At 72.6% G+C, this 15,460-nt stretch carries 16 protein-coding genes; 8 read left to right on the top strand and 8 right to left on the bottom strand.

Features of this window, described 5'->3' with window-relative positions; all coding sequences use genetic code 11:
• Window positions 1–44: 44 nt before the first annotated feature.
• Together HCT63_RS19200 and HCT63_RS19195 are read right to left on the bottom strand one after the other, a co-directional pair.
• The gene (locus tag HCT63_RS19200) at window positions 45–884 is read right to left on the bottom strand and encodes a ribokinase (protein WP_243843128.1); all 840 of its coding nucleotides are present in this window, start codon (window positions 882–884) and stop codon (window positions 45–47) included.
• On the bottom strand, window positions 881–1,915 hold the full coding sequence (locus HCT63_RS19195; protein WP_167008686.1) for a nucleoside hydrolase: 1,035 nt from the start codon (window positions 1,913–1,915) through the stop codon (window positions 881–883). Before HCT63_RS19195 ends, HCT63_RS19200 begins: the two co-directional genes overlap by 4 nt.
• A 146-nt stretch (window positions 1,916–2,061) precedes the next feature.
• Here HCT63_RS19195 and HCT63_RS19190 point away from each other — a divergent pair, with 146 nt between their 5' ends.
• Complete coding sequence (locus HCT63_RS19190; RefSeq protein ID WP_167008683.1) at window positions 2,062–2,913, top strand: hypothetical protein; 852 nt, start codon at window positions 2,062–2,064, stop codon at window positions 2,911–2,913.
• 49 nt (window positions 2,914–2,962) lie between these two features.
• Window positions 2,963–4,198, top strand: a complete 1,236-nt coding sequence (gene tgt, locus HCT63_RS19185) for a tRNA guanosine(34) transglycosylase Tgt (RefSeq protein WP_167008680.1) — start codon at window positions 2,963–2,965, stop codon at window positions 4,196–4,198.
• An 88-nt stretch (window positions 4,199–4,286) separates the two neighbouring features.
• Here tgt and HCT63_RS19180 read toward each other — a convergent pair whose 3' ends face one another.
• Both HCT63_RS19180 and HCT63_RS19175 read right to left on the bottom strand, forming a co-directional pair.
• Window positions 4,287–5,015, bottom strand: coding sequence for a queuosine precursor transporter (locus tag HCT63_RS19180; protein ID WP_167008676.1), 729 nt, complete (start codon window positions 5,013–5,015; stop codon window positions 4,287–4,289).
• Complete coding sequence (locus HCT63_RS19175) at window positions 5,012–6,265, bottom strand: geranylgeranyl reductase family protein (RefSeq protein WP_243843127.1); 1,254 nt, start codon at window positions 6,263–6,265, stop codon at window positions 5,012–5,014. The genes HCT63_RS19180 and HCT63_RS19175 overlap by 4 nt, the downstream gene beginning before the upstream one ends.
• 40 nt (window positions 6,266–6,305) lie before the next feature.
• Between HCT63_RS19175 and HCT63_RS19170 the strand changes: the two genes are divergently transcribed.
• Window positions 6,306–7,844 (top strand): ATP-dependent DNA ligase, encoded by a 1,539-nt coding sequence (locus tag HCT63_RS19170; protein ID WP_167008670.1) that lies wholly within the window; start codon window positions 6,306–6,308, stop codon window positions 7,842–7,844.
• 10 nt (window positions 7,845–7,854) lie between these two features.
• Here the strand turns inward: HCT63_RS19170 and HCT63_RS19165 are convergent, their stop codons facing one another.
• Window positions 7,855–8,157 carry a helix-turn-helix transcriptional regulator gene (locus HCT63_RS19165; RefSeq protein ID WP_167008667.1) on the bottom strand — a complete coding sequence of 101 codons (303 nt, stop codon included), beginning with the start codon at window positions 8,155–8,157 and terminating at the stop codon, window positions 7,855–7,857.
• A gap of 64 nt (window positions 8,158–8,221) precedes the next feature.
• Between HCT63_RS19165 and map the strand changes: the two genes are divergently transcribed.
• From map to HCT63_RS19140, 5 genes are all read left to right on the top strand, one after another.
• Window positions 8,222–8,992, top strand: coding sequence for a type I methionyl aminopeptidase (gene map, locus HCT63_RS19160; protein WP_167008663.1), 771 nt, complete (start codon window positions 8,222–8,224; stop codon window positions 8,990–8,992).
• Window positions 8,993–9,096: 104 nt separating this feature from the next.
• The gene (locus HCT63_RS19155; RefSeq protein WP_167008660.1) at window positions 9,097–9,816 is read left to right on the top strand and encodes a hypothetical protein; all 720 of its coding nucleotides are present in this window, start codon (window positions 9,097–9,099) and stop codon (window positions 9,814–9,816) included.
• A gap of 77 nt (window positions 9,817–9,893) precedes the next feature.
• Window positions 9,894–10,307 carry an MmcQ/YjbR family DNA-binding protein gene (locus HCT63_RS19150; protein ID WP_167008657.1) on the top strand — a complete coding sequence of 138 codons (414 nt, stop codon included), beginning with the start codon at window positions 9,894–9,896 and terminating at the stop codon, window positions 10,305–10,307.
• Between the two features lie 57 nt (window positions 10,308–10,364).
• Window positions 10,365–10,859, top strand: a complete 495-nt coding sequence (locus HCT63_RS19145; protein ID WP_167008654.1) for a hypothetical protein — start codon at window positions 10,365–10,367, stop codon at window positions 10,857–10,859.
• Window positions 10,849–11,691 (top strand): hypothetical protein, encoded by an 843-nt coding sequence (locus HCT63_RS19140; RefSeq protein WP_167008651.1) that lies wholly within the window; start codon window positions 10,849–10,851, stop codon window positions 11,689–11,691. Before HCT63_RS19145 ends, HCT63_RS19140 begins: the two co-directional genes overlap by 11 nt.
• Window position 11,692: 1 nt before the next feature.
• On the opposite strand, the gene HCT63_RS20745 is transcribed toward HCT63_RS19140, so the two are convergent.
• Genes HCT63_RS20745 through HCT63_RS19125 form a run of 3 tightly spaced genes read right to left on the bottom strand, consistent with a single transcriptional unit; the run spans window position 11,693 to window position 15,443 of the window.
• Entirely contained in the window at window positions 11,693–12,103 is a 411-nt protein-coding gene (locus tag HCT63_RS20745) for a response regulator transcription factor (protein ID WP_279587748.1), read from the bottom strand.
• 16 nt (window positions 12,104–12,119) lie between these two features.
• Window positions 12,120–14,519, bottom strand: a complete 2,400-nt coding sequence (locus HCT63_RS19130; RefSeq protein WP_167008644.1) for an AAA family ATPase — start codon at window positions 14,517–14,519, stop codon at window positions 12,120–12,122.
• A 54-nt stretch (window positions 14,520–14,573) separates the two neighbouring features.
• Window positions 14,574–15,443: a sulfurtransferase gene (locus HCT63_RS19125; protein WP_167008641.1), complete on the bottom strand. Its 870-nt coding sequence runs from the start codon at window positions 15,441–15,443 to the stop codon at window positions 14,574–14,576.
• Window positions 15,444–15,460 lie beyond the last annotated feature (17 nt).

The following is a 15,460-nucleotide window of genomic DNA, read 5'->3' as shown; positions in this document are numbered from 1 at the left end:
GACGCGCGCCGCGCCTGGGGACGACCGGTGCCTGGGGAGAAGAATCACACGGGCTGGGCGCCGGGCCAGGTCGTCGCCTCAGCGCCTGCGTCCACCGCCGCACGCAGCGCCTCCTCGCGCGGTACGCGGGCCGCGAGAGCGGCTGCCAGCGCCCCGGCGAACGCGTCGCCGGCGCCCGTCGTGTCCACCGGAAGCACCGGTGGTGGCGTCGCGGTCGCCTCTCCCCACGTGGCGCCGCGACCACCGAGCGTCACGCAGACCGCGTCGCCGCCGGTCGCGAGCCCGTACGCCGCGGCCTCGTGCTCGTTGAGGACCACCGGATCGGCCTGACGCAGCACCTCGGCGGGCAGATCCCGTACGGGCGAGGCGTTGACGACCAGCCGCGTCCCGGCCCGCGCGGCGACGCCGGCCACCGCCCGTACGGCCTCGTCGGCGATCTCGAGCTGCACGAGCACGACGTCGGCGGTCGCGATCATCTCCCGCGCCGCCTCGACGTCCGCGGCGTCGAGGCGGGCGTTGGCTCCCGGGGCGACGACGATCGAGTTCTCGCCCGCCTCGTCGACGACGATCAGTGCGGTGCCCGTCGGCGCAGCGGGAGTGAGGTGGAGGTGCGTGACGTCGACACCGGCGTCGGACATCGCGGCCCGGTATGCCCGACCGTCGGCGTCGTCACCCACGCGCCCGATCATCGCGACCGACGCGCCGGCCCGACGCGCGGCGAGCGCCTGGTTGGCGCCCTTGCCGCCGCGCAGGCGGACAAGGTCTCCGCCGAGGACGGTCTCGCCGGGTTCGGGGTGCCGCGCCACCGTCGTCACGAGGTCGACGTTGAGCGAGCCGACCACGACGACGGTGCCGACTCGCCGCACGTCGCCGAGGTCGTTCACCGCTGGACCGCCCGTGCCGTGTCGTCGACCTGCGATGCGCCCGGCCCGGCGCAGATCGTCGTGAGGAAGAGGTCGCTCGCCCGCGCGGCATCGATCTCGACCGCGACATCGACGAGGTGACCGAGCGACTCCACGCCGTGGACGGCATCCTCACCGAGGACGTACCGGCGGTCCACGACCGTCTGCCCCCGGGACCGTCCGGGCGCGAGCTCGACGTGCACCGGCCACCGTCGTACGGTCACGAGGTCGGGCCGCGCGACCACGCACGCCGCGCCCGCGTCGCCGATCAGCCCGCCGTGGCCGACCCGCGGGTCGGCGCGGATCACGTCGTGCGAGTGCGCGAGCAGCCGCCCGGCGAGCGCGACCGCGGGGTCGGGGTCGCCGCGCAGGACCTCGTACGTCTTGGCCTCGACCACGACCTGCGTGAAGACGTCCAGCCCGTACATCGTCACCGGTACGCCGGCGGCCAGGACGATCGCCGCGGCCTCGGGGTCGTGCCACACGTTGAACTCCGCCACTGCGGTCGCGTTGCCGCCGTCGACCGCACCGCCCATGAGGACGATGCCGGCCAGGTTGTCGCGGACCTCGGGGTACGCCCGCAGCAGCAGCGCGACGTTCGTCATCGGCGCGAGCGGGACCAGGGTGACCGGCTCGGGCGACTCGAGGATCGCCCGGCGCATCACGTCGATGGCGCCCCCGTCGGCGGGCTCGCGGCTCGAGTCCGGCAGACCCTGGTCGCCCATCGCGTCCGCGCCGTGGATGTGCCGGGCGTCGCGCGCCGGCTCGACGAGCGGGCGCTCGGCGCCGCGACCGACCGGGATGGCGGGGGCGTCGAGCGCGTCGAGGACGGCGAAGGTGTTGGCGACCACCTGGTCGACGTCGGCGTTGCCAGCGACGCAGCTGATCGCCCGGACGTCCAGGTCGGGGCTACGGACGGCGAACATCAGCGCCAGCGCATCGTCGACGCCCGTGTCGACATCGAGCACGACAGGTGTCGGCGTGGTCGTGGTCGGCTCGAGCGAGGGGGTCATGGCTTCACCGTAGCCTCGCGACGCTGTGCTCGACCTCACTTGGGCCAGTGTGACCTTCCCGTTACCGTCGAAGGTTGGCGACGGGCCCCCTCCGTACGTTCCCGCCGCCTCTCGACCACCCCGAACCCCGAACCCCGAAAGGCTGCATGACGGCCCAGAAGAACGAGGAGATTGACGAAAACACCCGTGTCCTGTCGGGTGTCTCGTCGAGCCAGGTCGTCGGTGGCGCTCTCGCCGCCATGACGGCCGCCGTCGCCGGCTCGTGGCTCGGTGTCGCCGGGACCCTCATCGGCGCAGCGGTCGGCTCGGTCGTGGCCACGGTCGCGGGCACGGTCTACACCAACTCCCTCCGCAAGAGCCGGCGTCTCGCCGAGGCCGCGCGGCTGACCACGCGCGCCGCGCTGGCGAACCGCGCCGCCGACGGCGGCCGGGGGACGGCGATCCTGCCGACGGCGCCCGACGCGGCCGAGGCGCTCGCGGAGGCCGAGGCAGAGGGCACGGCCGGTGCCGGTGACGCGGACCGCACGACCCAGGGCGACGACGCACCCAAGCGACTGATCTCATGGCGCGCCGCAGCCATCGCCACCGTCGTCAGTCTCGTCCTCGCCCTCGGCGGGATCTGGGCGTACGAGAAGGTCGCCGGGCACCCGATCGGGTCCAGCGAAAAGCCCGGGACGACCTTTAGCAACGTCCGCTCGGGCGGCTCGGACTCCGGCGACTCCGGCGGCTCCGACTCGGACCAGCAGGACCGCGACGAGAGTCCCAGCGAGGAGCAGTCCCCCAGCGACTCACCCTCGTCCCCCACACCGACCCCCGAGCCCGAGTCGACGCCGTCGCCGAAGGCCGAGGAGCCGACCGTGACGCCGTCCCCGTCGGCCCCGCCGACCACCGAACCCGCCGATCCGACACCCTCTCCGGGCAGGGACGGCGAGGGTCTCGGCCAGCCCGAGCAGCCCGCACCCCAGGCGGAGACGACCGCCCCCTCGGTCGACGGATGACGTCGCTCCGGCTCGCCGGACCCGCGGACACACCTGGTTGGATGGACCGGTGACCTTCTCCTTCTCCGTGTCCGAGCGCCTCGCCGACTCCGTCGACGGCGCCCAGGGCCGTACCGGCGTGATCTCGACCCCGCACGGGGAGATCCAGACCCCTGCGTTCATCCCGGTCGGGACCAAGGCCACCGTGAAGGCAGTGCTGCCCGAGACGATGGCCGACCTCGGGTCGCAGGCGCTGCTGGCGAACGCGTACCACCTCTACCTCCAACCGGGCGCCGACATCGTCGACGAGGCCGGCGGGCTGGGGGCGTTCATGAACTGGCCGGGGCCGACGTTCACCGACTCCGGTGGCTTCCAGGTGCTGTCGCTGGGCGCCGGTTTCCGCAAGGTGCTCGCGATGGACACAGCCGGCCGTAGGGCAGACGACGTCATCGCCGACGGCAAGGAGCGCCTCGCGCACATCGACGACGAGGGCGTCACGTTCAAGAGCCACCTCGACGGGTCCAAGCACCGCTTCACCCCTGAGGTGTCGATGCAGATCCAGCACCAGCTCGGCGCGGACATCATCTTCGCGTTCGACGAGTGCACGACGCTGATGAACACCCGCGAATATCAGGAGCGCTCCGTCGAGCGGACCCAGGCATGGGCCGTACGGTGCGTGGCCGAGCACGAGAAGCTGACGATCGCGCGTACGGGCAAGCCGTACCAGGCGTTGTTCGGCGTCGTACAGGGCGCGCAGTACGAGGATCTGCGGCGGCGGTCGGCGCAGGGGCTGGTCGAGCTCGGGTCCGACGGCCCAGGGTTCGACGGCTACGGCATCGGCGGCGCGCTCGAGAAGGAGCAGCTCGGCACGATCGTCGGCTGGGTGTGCGACGAGCTGCCCGAGGACAAGCCGCGGCACCTGCTCGGGATCGGTGAGCCGGACGACCTGTTCACCGGGATCGAGAACGGCGCCGACACGTTCGACTGCGTGAGCCCGTCGCGGGTCGCGCGCTCGAGCCGCGTCTACACGCACGACGGCCAGCGCAACCTCGCGGTCGCGGCGTCGCGCCGCTCGTTCGTGCCGATCGACGCGGAGTGCGACTGCTACACGTGCGCGCACTACACCGAGGCGTACCTGCACCACCTGTTCAAGGCCAAGGAGTACAACGCCGCGACGCTGGTGACGATCCACAACGAGCGCTTCATCGTGCGGCTCGTGGACCGGATCCGCGCCTCGATCGAGGACGGGACGTACGCGGACTTCAAGGCGGAGTTCCTCGGCCGCTACTACGCGCGACGGGGCTGAGGCCGCGTCCGCGATTCGGGCAGTTCTCCACCCAACGGGCCGCCCGTTTCCGTGCAGAACTGCCCGAATCGGGGACGGGACGGGACGGTCAGCGCCAGTACGTGGGCTCGCGCGACTTCAGCCAGCCGATCACGAGCATCGTCACCGGCATCACCAGCAGCTCGACGCCGACCTTGTAGACGAACCCGACGACCGCGTAGTTCCAGAACTGGCCCCACGTCGTGATCCCGATGACCGACGCGGCGATGGCGCAGAAGATCAGCGTGTCCGCGAGCTCGCCGACGCCGGTCGAGGTCGCGAGCCGCGCGAACAGCCCGCGCTCGGCCGTACGCGCCTTCATCCGCACGAGCACCACGCTGTTGAGGAGCTGGCCCACGACGTATCCCGCGAGGCTCGCGAGCACGATCTGCGGGACGAACCCAAGCACCGCCTCGTATGCGCCCTGGTTCTCGTAGAACGACGCGGCAGGCGCATGCTGCACCACCCAGAACGTCACCGACGCGATGATCGCCATCGCGAACCCCGTCACGATCGCGCGGCGCGCTGCCCGGAACCCGTACACCTCCGAGATGACGTCACCGAGCACGTACGCCAGCGGGAACAGGAACGCCCCGCCGTCGGTGATCACTGGCCACAGCTGCAGGCTGCCGACGCTCCAGGCGCCCGAGCCGATCTCGATGCCCTTGGTCGCGACGACGTTGGACACCACGAGCACCACGCAGAACGCGGCGAGGATGACGTCGAAGTGCGTCGAGCCGCGAGAGGCGTAGCGGACCGCGCCGTCATGCGCGGGCGCCGCTCCCCCGTCGTCGCTCACGCGAACGGGGTCCGTCGGTCGAGCCGCACCGACATGCGCCCCGCCCAGCGCCACAGCCGGGCCACGGCGTCGCGGTCCTCGTCGGTCACGAGGTTGCCCATGAGGCGCAGCGCGATCGTCATCAGCGCGTACGAGCGCATGCCCACCGGGCCGCCGTACGTCACGATGCCCGGCACGGTCAGCAGCCCCGCGAGCCGGCGCGCGATCGAGAACGCCTCGCCGTAGTGGCCGCGCAGCTCGGCGGGCCACGCCGCCGCGAGGTCCGCGCCGGAGACGAGCTGCTCGGCGACGAGCCGCCCGGTCTCGAGCCCGTAGTCGATGCCCTCGCCGTTGAGAGGGTTGACGCAGCCGGCGGCGTCACCGATCAGCGCCCAGTTGGCGCCTGCGACGCCGGAGACCGCGCCGCCCATCGGGAGGAGCGCGGAGGTCGGGGCGCGCAGCTCGTCGGCGAGCTCCCACTCCGTACGACGCAGGCGGGCGTAGTGCTCCATCAACGGGCGCAGCTGGATGTTCGCGGGGCGCTTGGACGTGGCGAGCGTGCCCACGCCGAGGTTCACCTCGCCGTCGGCCAGCGGGAAGATCCAGCCGTAGCCGCTGAGCACGGCGCCGTCCTCGTCGCGCAGCTCGAGGTGGCTGGAGATCCACGGGTCGTCGCTGCGGGCGGACTTCACGTACGACCGCGCCGCGACCCCGTACGCGGTCTCGCGGTGCCACTCGCGGCCGAGGACGCGGCCCAGCGAGGAGCGGACGCCGTCGGCGACGACGACGCGGTCGGCGGCGACGCGGTGCGGGCCGCGCGCGGTCTTGAACACGACTTCGCTGACGCGTGCGCCGTCACGGACCACGTCGACCGCGCGGGCGCCGTCGAGCGGCGTGGCGCCGGCGTCGAGGGCGGCGGCGCGGATATGGGCGTCGAGCTCGGTACGCGGGACGGCCGAGCCGTAGTCGGGGAGGGAGCCTCCCGGCCAGGGAAGCATCAGCGTCTGGCCGAACCCGGCAGCGCGCAGGCCGCGGTTGATGCCGTGGCGGCGGACCCAGGGTCCGAGGTCAAGTCTCTCCAGCTCGGCGATGGCGCGGGGGGTGAGGCCGTCGCCGCACGTCTTGTCGCGGGGAAAGTACGCCGCGTCGGCCAGGACGACATCGAGGCCGTGCCGCGCCGCCCACGCTGCGGCCGCGGATCCCGCGGGGCCGGCACCGACGACGAGGACGTCGGTGCGGGTGGGGAGGCTGGCGGCGGGTTCGGGACTCACGCGGTCGATTGTGTCATCCGTCCGCAGCACAATGGGCCGCATGCTCCTCTCCGAGGTCGTCGACACCTCGCGCGCCGTCGCCGCGACGCGGTCTCGCCTGGCGAAGCGGGCCGAGATCGCCGCGCTGCTGCGGCGTACGGACCCGAGCGTGCTCGCGCTCGTCGTGACCTACCTGTCCGGTGAGCTCCGCCAGCGTCGTACGGGGCTGGGATGGGCGTCCTTGCGCGACCTCCCTCCTCCTGCGGACGCGCCGACCCTGACGATCGAGGAGACCGACGCGGCGTTCGAGACGATGGCCGGGCTCGCCGGTCCCGGATCGCAGACCGCCCGCGCCGAGACGGCGTACGCCCTGTTCTCCCGCGCGACGGCCGACGAGCAGCGCTTCCTCGCGGGACTGGTCTCGGGCGACGTCCGTCAGGGTGCCCTCGACTCGGTCGTGCTCGATGCCGTGGCCGAGGCCGCCGACGTGCCGGCAACTGCGGTGCGCCGCGCCGCGATGCTGCAGGGGGCGAGCGCGCCCGTCGCCCTCGCGGCGATGACCGGCGGAGTCGAGGCGCTCGCTGCTGTAGGCCTGGAGCCCGGCCGCGCCGTCCGCCCGATGCTCGCCTCGTCGGCGCCGGACGTCGCCGAGGCCCTCGACAAGGTTGGTCCCGCGCTGCCCGCCTCGGTCGACACCAAGCTCGACGGCATCCGCATCCAGGTGCACCGCGTCGGCGACGACGTCCGGGTCTTCACGCGCAGCCTCGACGACATCACCGAGCGGGTCCCGCAGATCGCCGAAACCGTACGGGGGCTGGCGGCCGACCCGCTCGTCCTCGACGGCGAGGCGTTGATCGTCGAGCGCGACGGACGGCCGGCGCCGTTCCAGGACATCGCGTCACTCGGCGCCACCCACCCCCGTGACGCCGCGCCCGACCTGCGCTCCAGCGAGGACGTCCGGGTGCTGTCGCCGGTGTTCTTCGACGTGCTGCACGCCGATGGCGACGACCTGCTCGACCGTCCGCTCCACGAACGGCTCGACGTGCTCGAGCGGGTCGCGCCCGGCCTCGGCGTGCCGAGGCTGCGTACGGCCGACGCCGAGGAGGCGCAGGCGTTCTTCGCCGATGCGGTGGCGTCCGGCTACGAGGGCGTGGTCGTGAAGTCGCTCGACGCCCCGTACGACGCGGGTCGCCGGGGTGCGGCGTGGGTCAAGGTCAAGCCGCGCCACACCCTCGACCTCGTCGTGCTCGCCGTCGAGTGGGGGTCGGGGCGCCGCAAGGGCTGGCTGAGCAACATCCACCTCGGCGCGCGCGATCCCGACGGCGAGTTCGTGATGCTGGGCAAGACGTTCAAGGGGATGACCGACGAGATGCTGGCGTGGCAGACCGATCGGTTCACCGAGCTGGCCGACGGACCGACCGACAGCCACGTGGTCCAGCTGCGGCCCGAGCAGGTCGTGGAGATCGCGTTCGACGGCGTGCAGCGCTCGCCGCGCTATCCCGGCGGTGTCGCGCTGCGGTTCGCGCGGGTGCTGCGCTACCGCGACGACAAGCGGCCCGACGACGCCGACACGATCGAAGCCGTACGGTCGCTCCTCTGACGGGGCCGGCCTACGACGCTGACCGCTCCGGTGTGAGGCGATCGTCCGCGGTCGCTTCGGCGCCGTGGGCGGGTGGGTTGATCTCGGCCCACACCGCATCCAGCGAGAGTCCGAGGACGTCGGCGATCGCCGCGATCGTCGAGAAAGCGGGGGTCGCGACGCGGCCCGACTCGATCTTGCGGAGAGTCTCCGGCGAGACACGGGCATCGAGCGCGGTCGCGAGCATCGAGCGCTCGCCCCTCGCGCGACGCAAGAGCGCACCGAGGCGCTGTCCGCGCTCGACCTCTGCGGGTGTGAGCGGCAACCTGACCATGGGTCCGATACTAATACCGGGATAACATGACCGGGATAGTTATTGGGAACGAGAGAGGCGACGCATGATCGAGATCCTGACCCCCAGCCGACTGCCCGCAGCACGGGAGACGGGTGCCCTGGTCGCCCACATCCTGCAGACGCTCAAGGGCCGCGCCACGGTTGGCACGAACCTCCTGGACGTCGACCGGTGGGCCAAGGCGATGATCCTCGAGGCGGGTGCAGAATCCTGCTACGTCGACTACGCGCCGTCCTTCGGACGGGGGCCGTTCGGCCACTACATCTGCACCTCCGTCAACGACGCCGTGCTGCACGGGCTGCCGCACGACTACACGCTCGCCGACGGCGATCTGCTCTCGCTCGACCTTGCCGTGTCCCTGGGCGGAGTCGTCGCCGACTCCGCGATCAGCTTCGTGGTCGGCGAGGCCAAGCCCGCGGAGAGCGTCGCGATGATCGAGACGACCGAGCGCGCGCTGGCCGCCGGGATCGCCGCTGCCCGCCCCGGCGCGCGCGTCGGCGACCTCTCGCACGCCATGGGCTCCGTCCTCAGTGAGGCGGGCTATCCCATCAACCTCGAGTTCGGCGGTCACGGTGTCGGCTCGACGATGCACCAGGACCCGCACATCGCAAACACCGGGCGGCCCGGTCGCGGCTACAAGCTGCGCCCCGGCCTGCTGCTCGCCCTGGAACCGTGGATCATGGCCGACACCGCCGATCTCGTCACCGACGCCGACGGGTGGACGCTCCGCAGCGCGACGGGCTGCCGTACGGCGCACAGCGAGCACACGATCGCCGTCACCAGCGACGGAGCCGAGATCCTGACGCTGCCGAGGTAGACGGGCGCGGAGCACGATTCGGCAACGACTCGCGACTCCCCCGTACGACGGGCCGTGGCGGGTGACACAGTGCACAGCATCCCGCCCCCTCTCTCGGAGTCGACATGGTCATGCAGCCCCACAACTGGGCCCTGCTCGCGTACACGCTGGCGTCCCTCTCCCTCGTGGTCGCCCTCGTCGTGCTCGTACGGCGCGGCTGGGCGCTGGGCATCCGCGAGAGCGTCCTGCCGCTGCTCGTCACGGTCGGTCTGGCGTACGACAACACGCTGCTGACCTTTGGCGCCTCGTGGGGCGAGAGCGCCGCGCTCGAGGCCGCCTCGTACCCGCGCTACCTCATGCACGCGCTCTTCACCCCACTCCTCGTCCTGTACGCCGCACGCGTCGCCCAGCGGTGGGGCGTCGCCGGCTTCCAGGGACGGCGCAGCCTTGCGATCTGGGGCGCGCTCACCGCGGTGATCGTGGCGCTCGGCCTCTCCGGCGAGGTCGGGATGCACCTGACGCCCGTGACGACCGACGGCGTGCTCAGCTACAAGCACCTCGACGGCGCTCCCCCGTTCGCCGAGATCGCGACCATCGTCGCCTTGATCGTCATCGGCGTCATGGTGCTCCGCCGGGCGCGGTGGCCGTGGATCCTCGCGGGCGCGGCGCAGATGTTCGTCGTCGCCGCCGTCGCCGCGTCGAACGCGATCGTCACGAACCTCGGCGAGGTCCTGCTCCTCGCGGCCATGGCGTTGACCGCCCGCGAGGTGCTCCGCCGGGCCGTCCCCACGGGCGTCCTCCGCGCGGACGACGCCGCCACCGGGACCGTACGCGCGGCGGGCTGAGGTCGCTCCCTGCGTCCTGCCGGCAGAACCAGGCGGAGAATGGAGGGACCCGTTCGTCCGCCCGCGGAGGAGGTTCGATGGCACGCTCACGGAAGGCGCGCGAGTCCGACATCGACGAGGTCGCGCTCGCCCTCCCCCGTACGACCAAGGTGCCCGGCTGGGCCGGCCTGCCGTCGTACCAGGTGAGCAGGAAGTTCTTCGTCGGCTACCGCTCGCCCCGCCCGGATGCGCTCGACGCCGCGACCGGTGAGCGGCTGACCGACGTCCTCGTCTTCCGCGTGCCCGACGAGGGTGACAAGCTGGCGTTCGTCCAGGGCGACGGGCCGTGGTTCACGACCGACCACTTCAACGGCTACAACGCCGTGCTGCTGCGGCTCGCGCACCTCGGTCAGCTCACCCGCGACGAGCTCGCCGAGGTCATCGAGGACGCCTGGCGGTCGCAGGCACCGAAGACGGTCGTGAGGCGCTGGGAGGACGAGTGTCCCAGCTGACGAGAGAGGTGCTCGGATCAGGAGACAGGCTGAGGCGTGCGGCCCTAAAGTGCGGCCGTGAGCCTCGACCTCGACACCCGCCGGGCGCTTCGGCGACGAGCCGTCGTCGTGCCCATCCTGATGATCCTCGCGGTGGGACTCCTGGCCCTGTACGTCGTCTCGCCACTCGACACGGGTGTCTACACCCTCGCTTTCGTCGGGCTCCTCGCTCTCACGGGGACGGCTCGCACGGTTGGCCCTGAGGTCCCGCTCCAGGCGCTCCGCCCACTGCTGCACGCACGCGGCGCGGCCACCGCCGTCGTGCTGCCGAACGACCCGCGTCCTTGGGAGTCTCGCCGCACGCTCCGACTCCGCATCGGCACCGACGACTACCAGTGGGACGCCCGTCTCCCGAAGGGTTGTGTCCCGTACCCCGGCGGCACGCTCGACCTGCGCGGCGATGTCCGGGACGGTGGTTGGGTGCTGGCGCTCGATCCGGCCCACGGGACCGCCTATCCATGCAAGCGGCTGCGGCTGCGCGCGACTCCCGCCACGGCCGCCCGTGGCGACTGACGACACGGTCCGGAGCGAGCTGCGTGGACGGCTCGCCGGTCTCGCGATGGCGGCCGTCCTGGGTATCGGCGCGTTCACGTACTGGTACGTCGTCTCCGGGAGCACCGAGCTCGGCGACCTGCGCCGCGCCCGCGCGCTCGCGGCCACCCAAACGCCACAGAAGGCCGTCGTCGTCGACGTCGAGGACCTGTCCGCGAAGGAGTCGGAGGGTGTCGGCGGCGGGTCTGCTGTCGTACGACTTCCCGACGGCGCTCACGCCGACCTCTGGACCCTTGATACGGGACTCGCCGTGTTCTTCGGCGGGCCGGACGAGGGCGAGCGCCTCGAGGTGCTGGTCGACCCCGAAGAGCCGACCTGGGCGGCCAGCGCGGCCGACGCGGAGGCGTCGCTTCTCGCCCGCGCGCACTTCCTGGCCGTCACCTTCCTCCTGCGCGGCGGCATCCTCCTGGTGCTCGCGCGGAGCCTCCTCAGTGTCGGCGACTCGATCCCCCTCCGCGCGTTCCGCACCCTCCTGTACCCGCGCGACCATGTCAGCGCCGAGGTGGTCGCGGTCCTCCACTCAGACAAGCGCAAGCCGCACCGCGTCACCCTGCGGATCCGCGTGGGCGAGGACGAGTACAGCTGGGACGCCACGCTTCCCCCGGAGTGCGTCCCGTACGCCGGCGGAACGCTCGACCTGCGCGGCGACGTGCGCGACGGCGGCTGGGTGATGGCCGTCGACGAGAAGTACGGCGTCGCCTATCCGCGGTCGCCCCTGCGCCAGTGGGGTGCCGAGCCGCCGACCCAGTCGTGGCACCCGCCCGAGTCTGGACGCGTCACCAACAGGTGGTGACTCAGCCGCCCGCGTCGCCCGCGCGCGCCTTCACCGCCGCCTCCGTACGGCTCGTCACGCCGAGCTTGCGCAGGATCGCCGACACGTGGACGGACGCCGTCTTGCGGGAGATGAACAGCCGCTCGCCGATCTCGCCGTTGCTGAGCCCCTCCGAGACGAGCCCGAGCACCTGACGCTCGCGCTCGGTGAGCTCGGCGGGATCACCACGCCGCACGACAGCGTCGAGGCCACCACTCTCGAGCAGCTCCTCGGCGCGCCGGACGACGAGCCCAGCGCCGATAGCGCTGGCTGCCGCGACCGCCTCCGCCAGGCGTGCGCGGGCGCCTGCCCGATCGCCCGCCTCGAGCCGCGCCTCGCCGTCACGCAGCAGCGCGTACGGACGCAGATGGGCGGGCCCCTCGGCCTCGGCCACCGCACTCCACGGCCCCTCACCGAGCTCGGCGGCGAAACAGCGCGGCCAAAACGGGATAGGTGGGCCAGGACTCGCACTCCTCGACAAGCGCACGGTACGGAGCCACATCAGGCACGTCCTCAGCGCCCGACCGTCGAAGCACACCGATGGCCCTCGCGGCGACGACCGCCACCGGCAGCTCGTACGCGGGGCTGCGGTCCTGGTCGTCGCGCCAGAACAGGACCTCGTGCGCCAGCCGCAGCGCCTCGTGCGGATCGCCCCGCAGCAGCGCGAGCTCACCGAGCATGGCCGCGACGCGGGTGCGGACCTGCTGCTCGAGGCGGCCGAAGCGCTTCCAGTCGGCAAGCTTGGCCCGCGCGATCGCCTCGGCGGACTCCACGTCGCCGCGCCACATCTGGAGCCACGCCCAGCGTTCGCGCAGATAGACGGCGAACATGCTGTCGGAGACCAGCGGGATCGCGCGTTCGTACCAGGCAGCAGCCTCGTCCCACCGACCCAGCGCGATCATCGCCTCGGCGGCGTTGCCCTCAAGCATGGCGTCGGTGCTCCACCCCGACCCGAGGCCGCGCGAGCGGCGAGCGCCCTCGGAGGCGAGCGCGAGCGCCGTCTCGTACCGGCCCCACATGAGGTGTGCCTCGGAGGTGTTGGTGTAGCAGCGCGACAAGTAGATCCAGTCGTCCCCGGCCAGCTCGCGACAGCGCTCGAGGTCGTCGAATCCGCCCGCGTCACCGATCGTCACCCGGCACACGCCGCGCATGTTGAGCGCCAGCGACACCTCGCGAGTCGACCCTGCGGCGGTCGCGGTCTCGTAGCAGGCAGTGGCGGACGCGATCGCCTCGATCGACCGCCCGTCGAGCATCGCGTCACGACTCTTCGTCACCAGCAGGGTGGCCCGGACCTTGTCGTTGTCGCCCGGCGGCACCAGCGCGAGCGCCCGGTCGAGGAAGGCCCGCCCCTCGGTGCTGCCGGCCTGAGCCGCGATGACGGCTGCGTCGTCGAGCGCCCCGGCGAGCCCGTAGCGGTCGTCGTCCGGCCACTCCGCCAGCGCCTGATGGGACAGCGCGAGCGCGCGCTCGAGACGGGTCGTCGAGCGCACCGAGTCGGCGACCCGGGCCAGCAGCTCATGGTGCGGCATGCCGGCGACCGTCTCGGCGCCCGGCACCATCTCCCACAGCTCGAGCGCACGCTCCCCGAGCGCAGCAGCCGTCGTCCACGACCCCGCGCGGTCGGCGGCCTGCGAACCGATGACGGCGGCGGCCAGGGCCTTGTCGAGCACCCGCGCACGCCACCAGTGGTCGGCGATCGCGGACTGGCGCGCCACAGTCGCCGGAGAGGTCTCCAGCGCCTGTGCGTACGCCGAGTGCAGGCGACGACGCTCGCCGGGAAGGAGCTCGGAGACAACCGCCTCCTGGACCAGCGCGTGCCGGAACACGTAACCGTCCTCGTCGCCCTCCAGCACGGCCGCCTCGACCGCCTCGCGGGCGGCAGGCTCGGCGTGAGCGATCGCCTCGGCTCCCAGGGCGTCGGCGAGCAGGTCGTACGGGGCGCGCGCGCCGGCGGCAGCGACCTGCCGACAAAATTCCTGGGCTCCCGCCGAGAGGCGCGAGTAGCGAAGGAGCAGCATGTCGCGCAGCGAGTCGGGCAGGTCGACGCCCAGGAAGCCGACGAGCTCCTCGACGAAGAAGGGGACGCCCTCGCTGCGTTCGACCAGGTCGGCGAGTCCGGGGCCCACGTCCTCGGCGTCGAGCAGGGCCGCCGCGAGCTGGGCGACCTCCGTCGGATCGAGGCGAGGAAGGTCCACGCGCGTGATCAGCCGCGCCCGCTCGAGCTCGGCCATCGTCGTGCGCAGAGGGTGGCCGCGGCCGACGTCGTCGCTGCGGAAGCTGAGGACGAGGAGGACCGACTCGTCCGTGCCCGTGCGGGCCAGCCGCGCCACCGTCGCGCGCGTCGACTCGTCGGCCCAGTGCAGGTCCTCGATCACGACCACCATCGGGCGCTCGCGGCCCACGGCGGCGAGCAGCCCCGCCACGACGTCCGGAAGCCGACCGGGGCCCACGTCGGTGCGGACGTCGATCAGCCGGGGCGCGACCAGGCCGAGCGCGTCGGCACCCGGACCAGCGGCCTCGAGCGTGCGCTCGGCACCGAGTGCGGCGACCAGGTCACGGAGGACACCGTCGAGCGCCGCGTACGGGAGGGGGCCGGACCCGGAGTCGGCGCACCAGCCCCTGAGGACGAGGGCTGCCTCGTCGGAGCCGACGCGAGCGACGAACTCCGCGAGCAGCCGGCTCTTGCCGATCCCTGCCTCGCCAGCGACGACGACGGTGCGTGGCGTGCCCGCACAGACGTCGGCGAAGGCGTCACGCAGCGTCGCGAGCTCCTGGGCGCGACCGACGAGCGGTGCATGGACTGGGGACATGCTTCTCATCGTGCCGTACGACGCTGACCGCCTCGCAGTCCCCGTACCAGCGACCTACGGGCGCTCGGGCGACCCGGTCGCCACAGGCCGCGCAGGGTCGCTGATCCACTCGCTCCACGACCCCGCGTAGAGCGCGGCGTCGACGCCGACGCGGCGCAGCGCGAGCACCTCGTGAGCGGCGGTGACGCCCGATCCGCAGTAGACGGCGACCTCCGCGCCCGGCACCGCTCCGACCGCCGCGAAACGCTCCGCCAGCGACGCGACGGGCTTCCACCGGCCGGCGTCGTCCACGTTGTCCGTCGTCGGGGCGCTCCGAGCACCCGGTACGTGCCCCGCTACGGGGTCGATCGGCTCGACCTCTCCTCGATAGCGCTCGACAGCCCGCGCGTCGAGCAGCACGCCCTCGCGCGCGACCCGAGCGGCTCCGTCGGCATCGACGAGACCCAGATGCCCCGGGTCGGGCGTAAAGTCGCCGTCGCCACGGGCCGGTTCCTCGTACGACACCGGAAGCCCCGCGGCGAGCCACGCCGCCCACCCGCCGTCGAGGAGGCGTACGTCATGGTGGCCGAAGTACGTCAGCAGCCACCATGCACGCGCGGCCGCCATCCCGCCCGCGGCGTCGTACACGACGACCGTGCGGTCGTGCCGGACCCCGGCGCGCCGCATCGCCGCGGCGAACCGCTCCGGGTCGGGCAGCGGATGCCGCCCGCGCCCACCACCAGGGGGATCGGCCAGGTCGTTGTCCATGTCGACGAAGACCGCGCCCGGCACGTGCCCGGCCTCGTAGTCGCCCCGTCCGGGCGGGCCGCCGAGCGTGTAGCGGACATCGAGCACGACCGCCTCCCCCTCGCGTACGAGCTGCTCGAGGGTGGGCACGGTCACCAGGGGCTCAGAATTCGGCTCGGCGGTGGGGAAGTCAGGCATGGGCACACGGTAACCTC

Source organism: Mumia sp. ZJ430 (genome assembly GCF_011751845.1).
GTDB lineage: Bacteria > Actinomycetota > Actinomycetes > Propionibacteriales > Nocardioidaceae > Mumia.
The sequence above is the reverse complement of the archived record's forward strand: the minus strand, read 5'-3'. Positions and strand labels throughout refer to the sequence as shown.

Excerpts from the sequence above, each read along its gene's own strand:
- map (WP_167008663.1), top strand. The coding sequence starts at position 8,222 with ATGATCGAGATCCTGACCCCCAGCCGACTGCCCGCAGCACGGGAGACG.
- HCT63_RS19155 (WP_167008660.1), top strand. The coding sequence starts at position 9,097 with ATGGTCATGCAGCCCCACAACTGGGCCCTGCTCGCGTACACGCTGGCG.
- HCT63_RS19125 (WP_167008641.1), bottom strand. The coding sequence starts at position 15,443 with ATGCCTGACTTCCCCACCGCCGAGCCGAATTCTGAGCCCCTGGTGACC.
- HCT63_RS19165 (WP_167008667.1), bottom strand. The coding sequence starts at position 8,157 with ATGGTCAGGTTGCCGCTCACACCCGCAGAGGTCGAGCGCGGACAGCGC.
- HCT63_RS19195 (WP_167008686.1), bottom strand. The coding sequence starts at position 1,915 with ATGACCCCCTCGCTCGAGCCGACCACGACCACGCCGACACCTGTCGTG.
- HCT63_RS19130 (WP_167008644.1), bottom strand. The coding sequence starts at position 14,519 with ATGTCCCCAGTCCATGCACCGCTCGTCGGTCGCGCCCAGGAGCTCGCG.
- HCT63_RS19190 (WP_167008683.1), top strand. The coding sequence starts at position 2,062 with ATGACGGCCCAGAAGAACGAGGAGATTGACGAAAACACCCGTGTCCTG.
- HCT63_RS19150 (WP_167008657.1), top strand. The coding sequence starts at position 9,894 with ATGGCACGCTCACGGAAGGCGCGCGAGTCCGACATCGACGAGGTCGCG.
- HCT63_RS19170 (WP_167008670.1), top strand. The coding sequence starts at position 6,306 with ATGCTCCTCTCCGAGGTCGTCGACACCTCGCGCGCCGTCGCCGCGACG.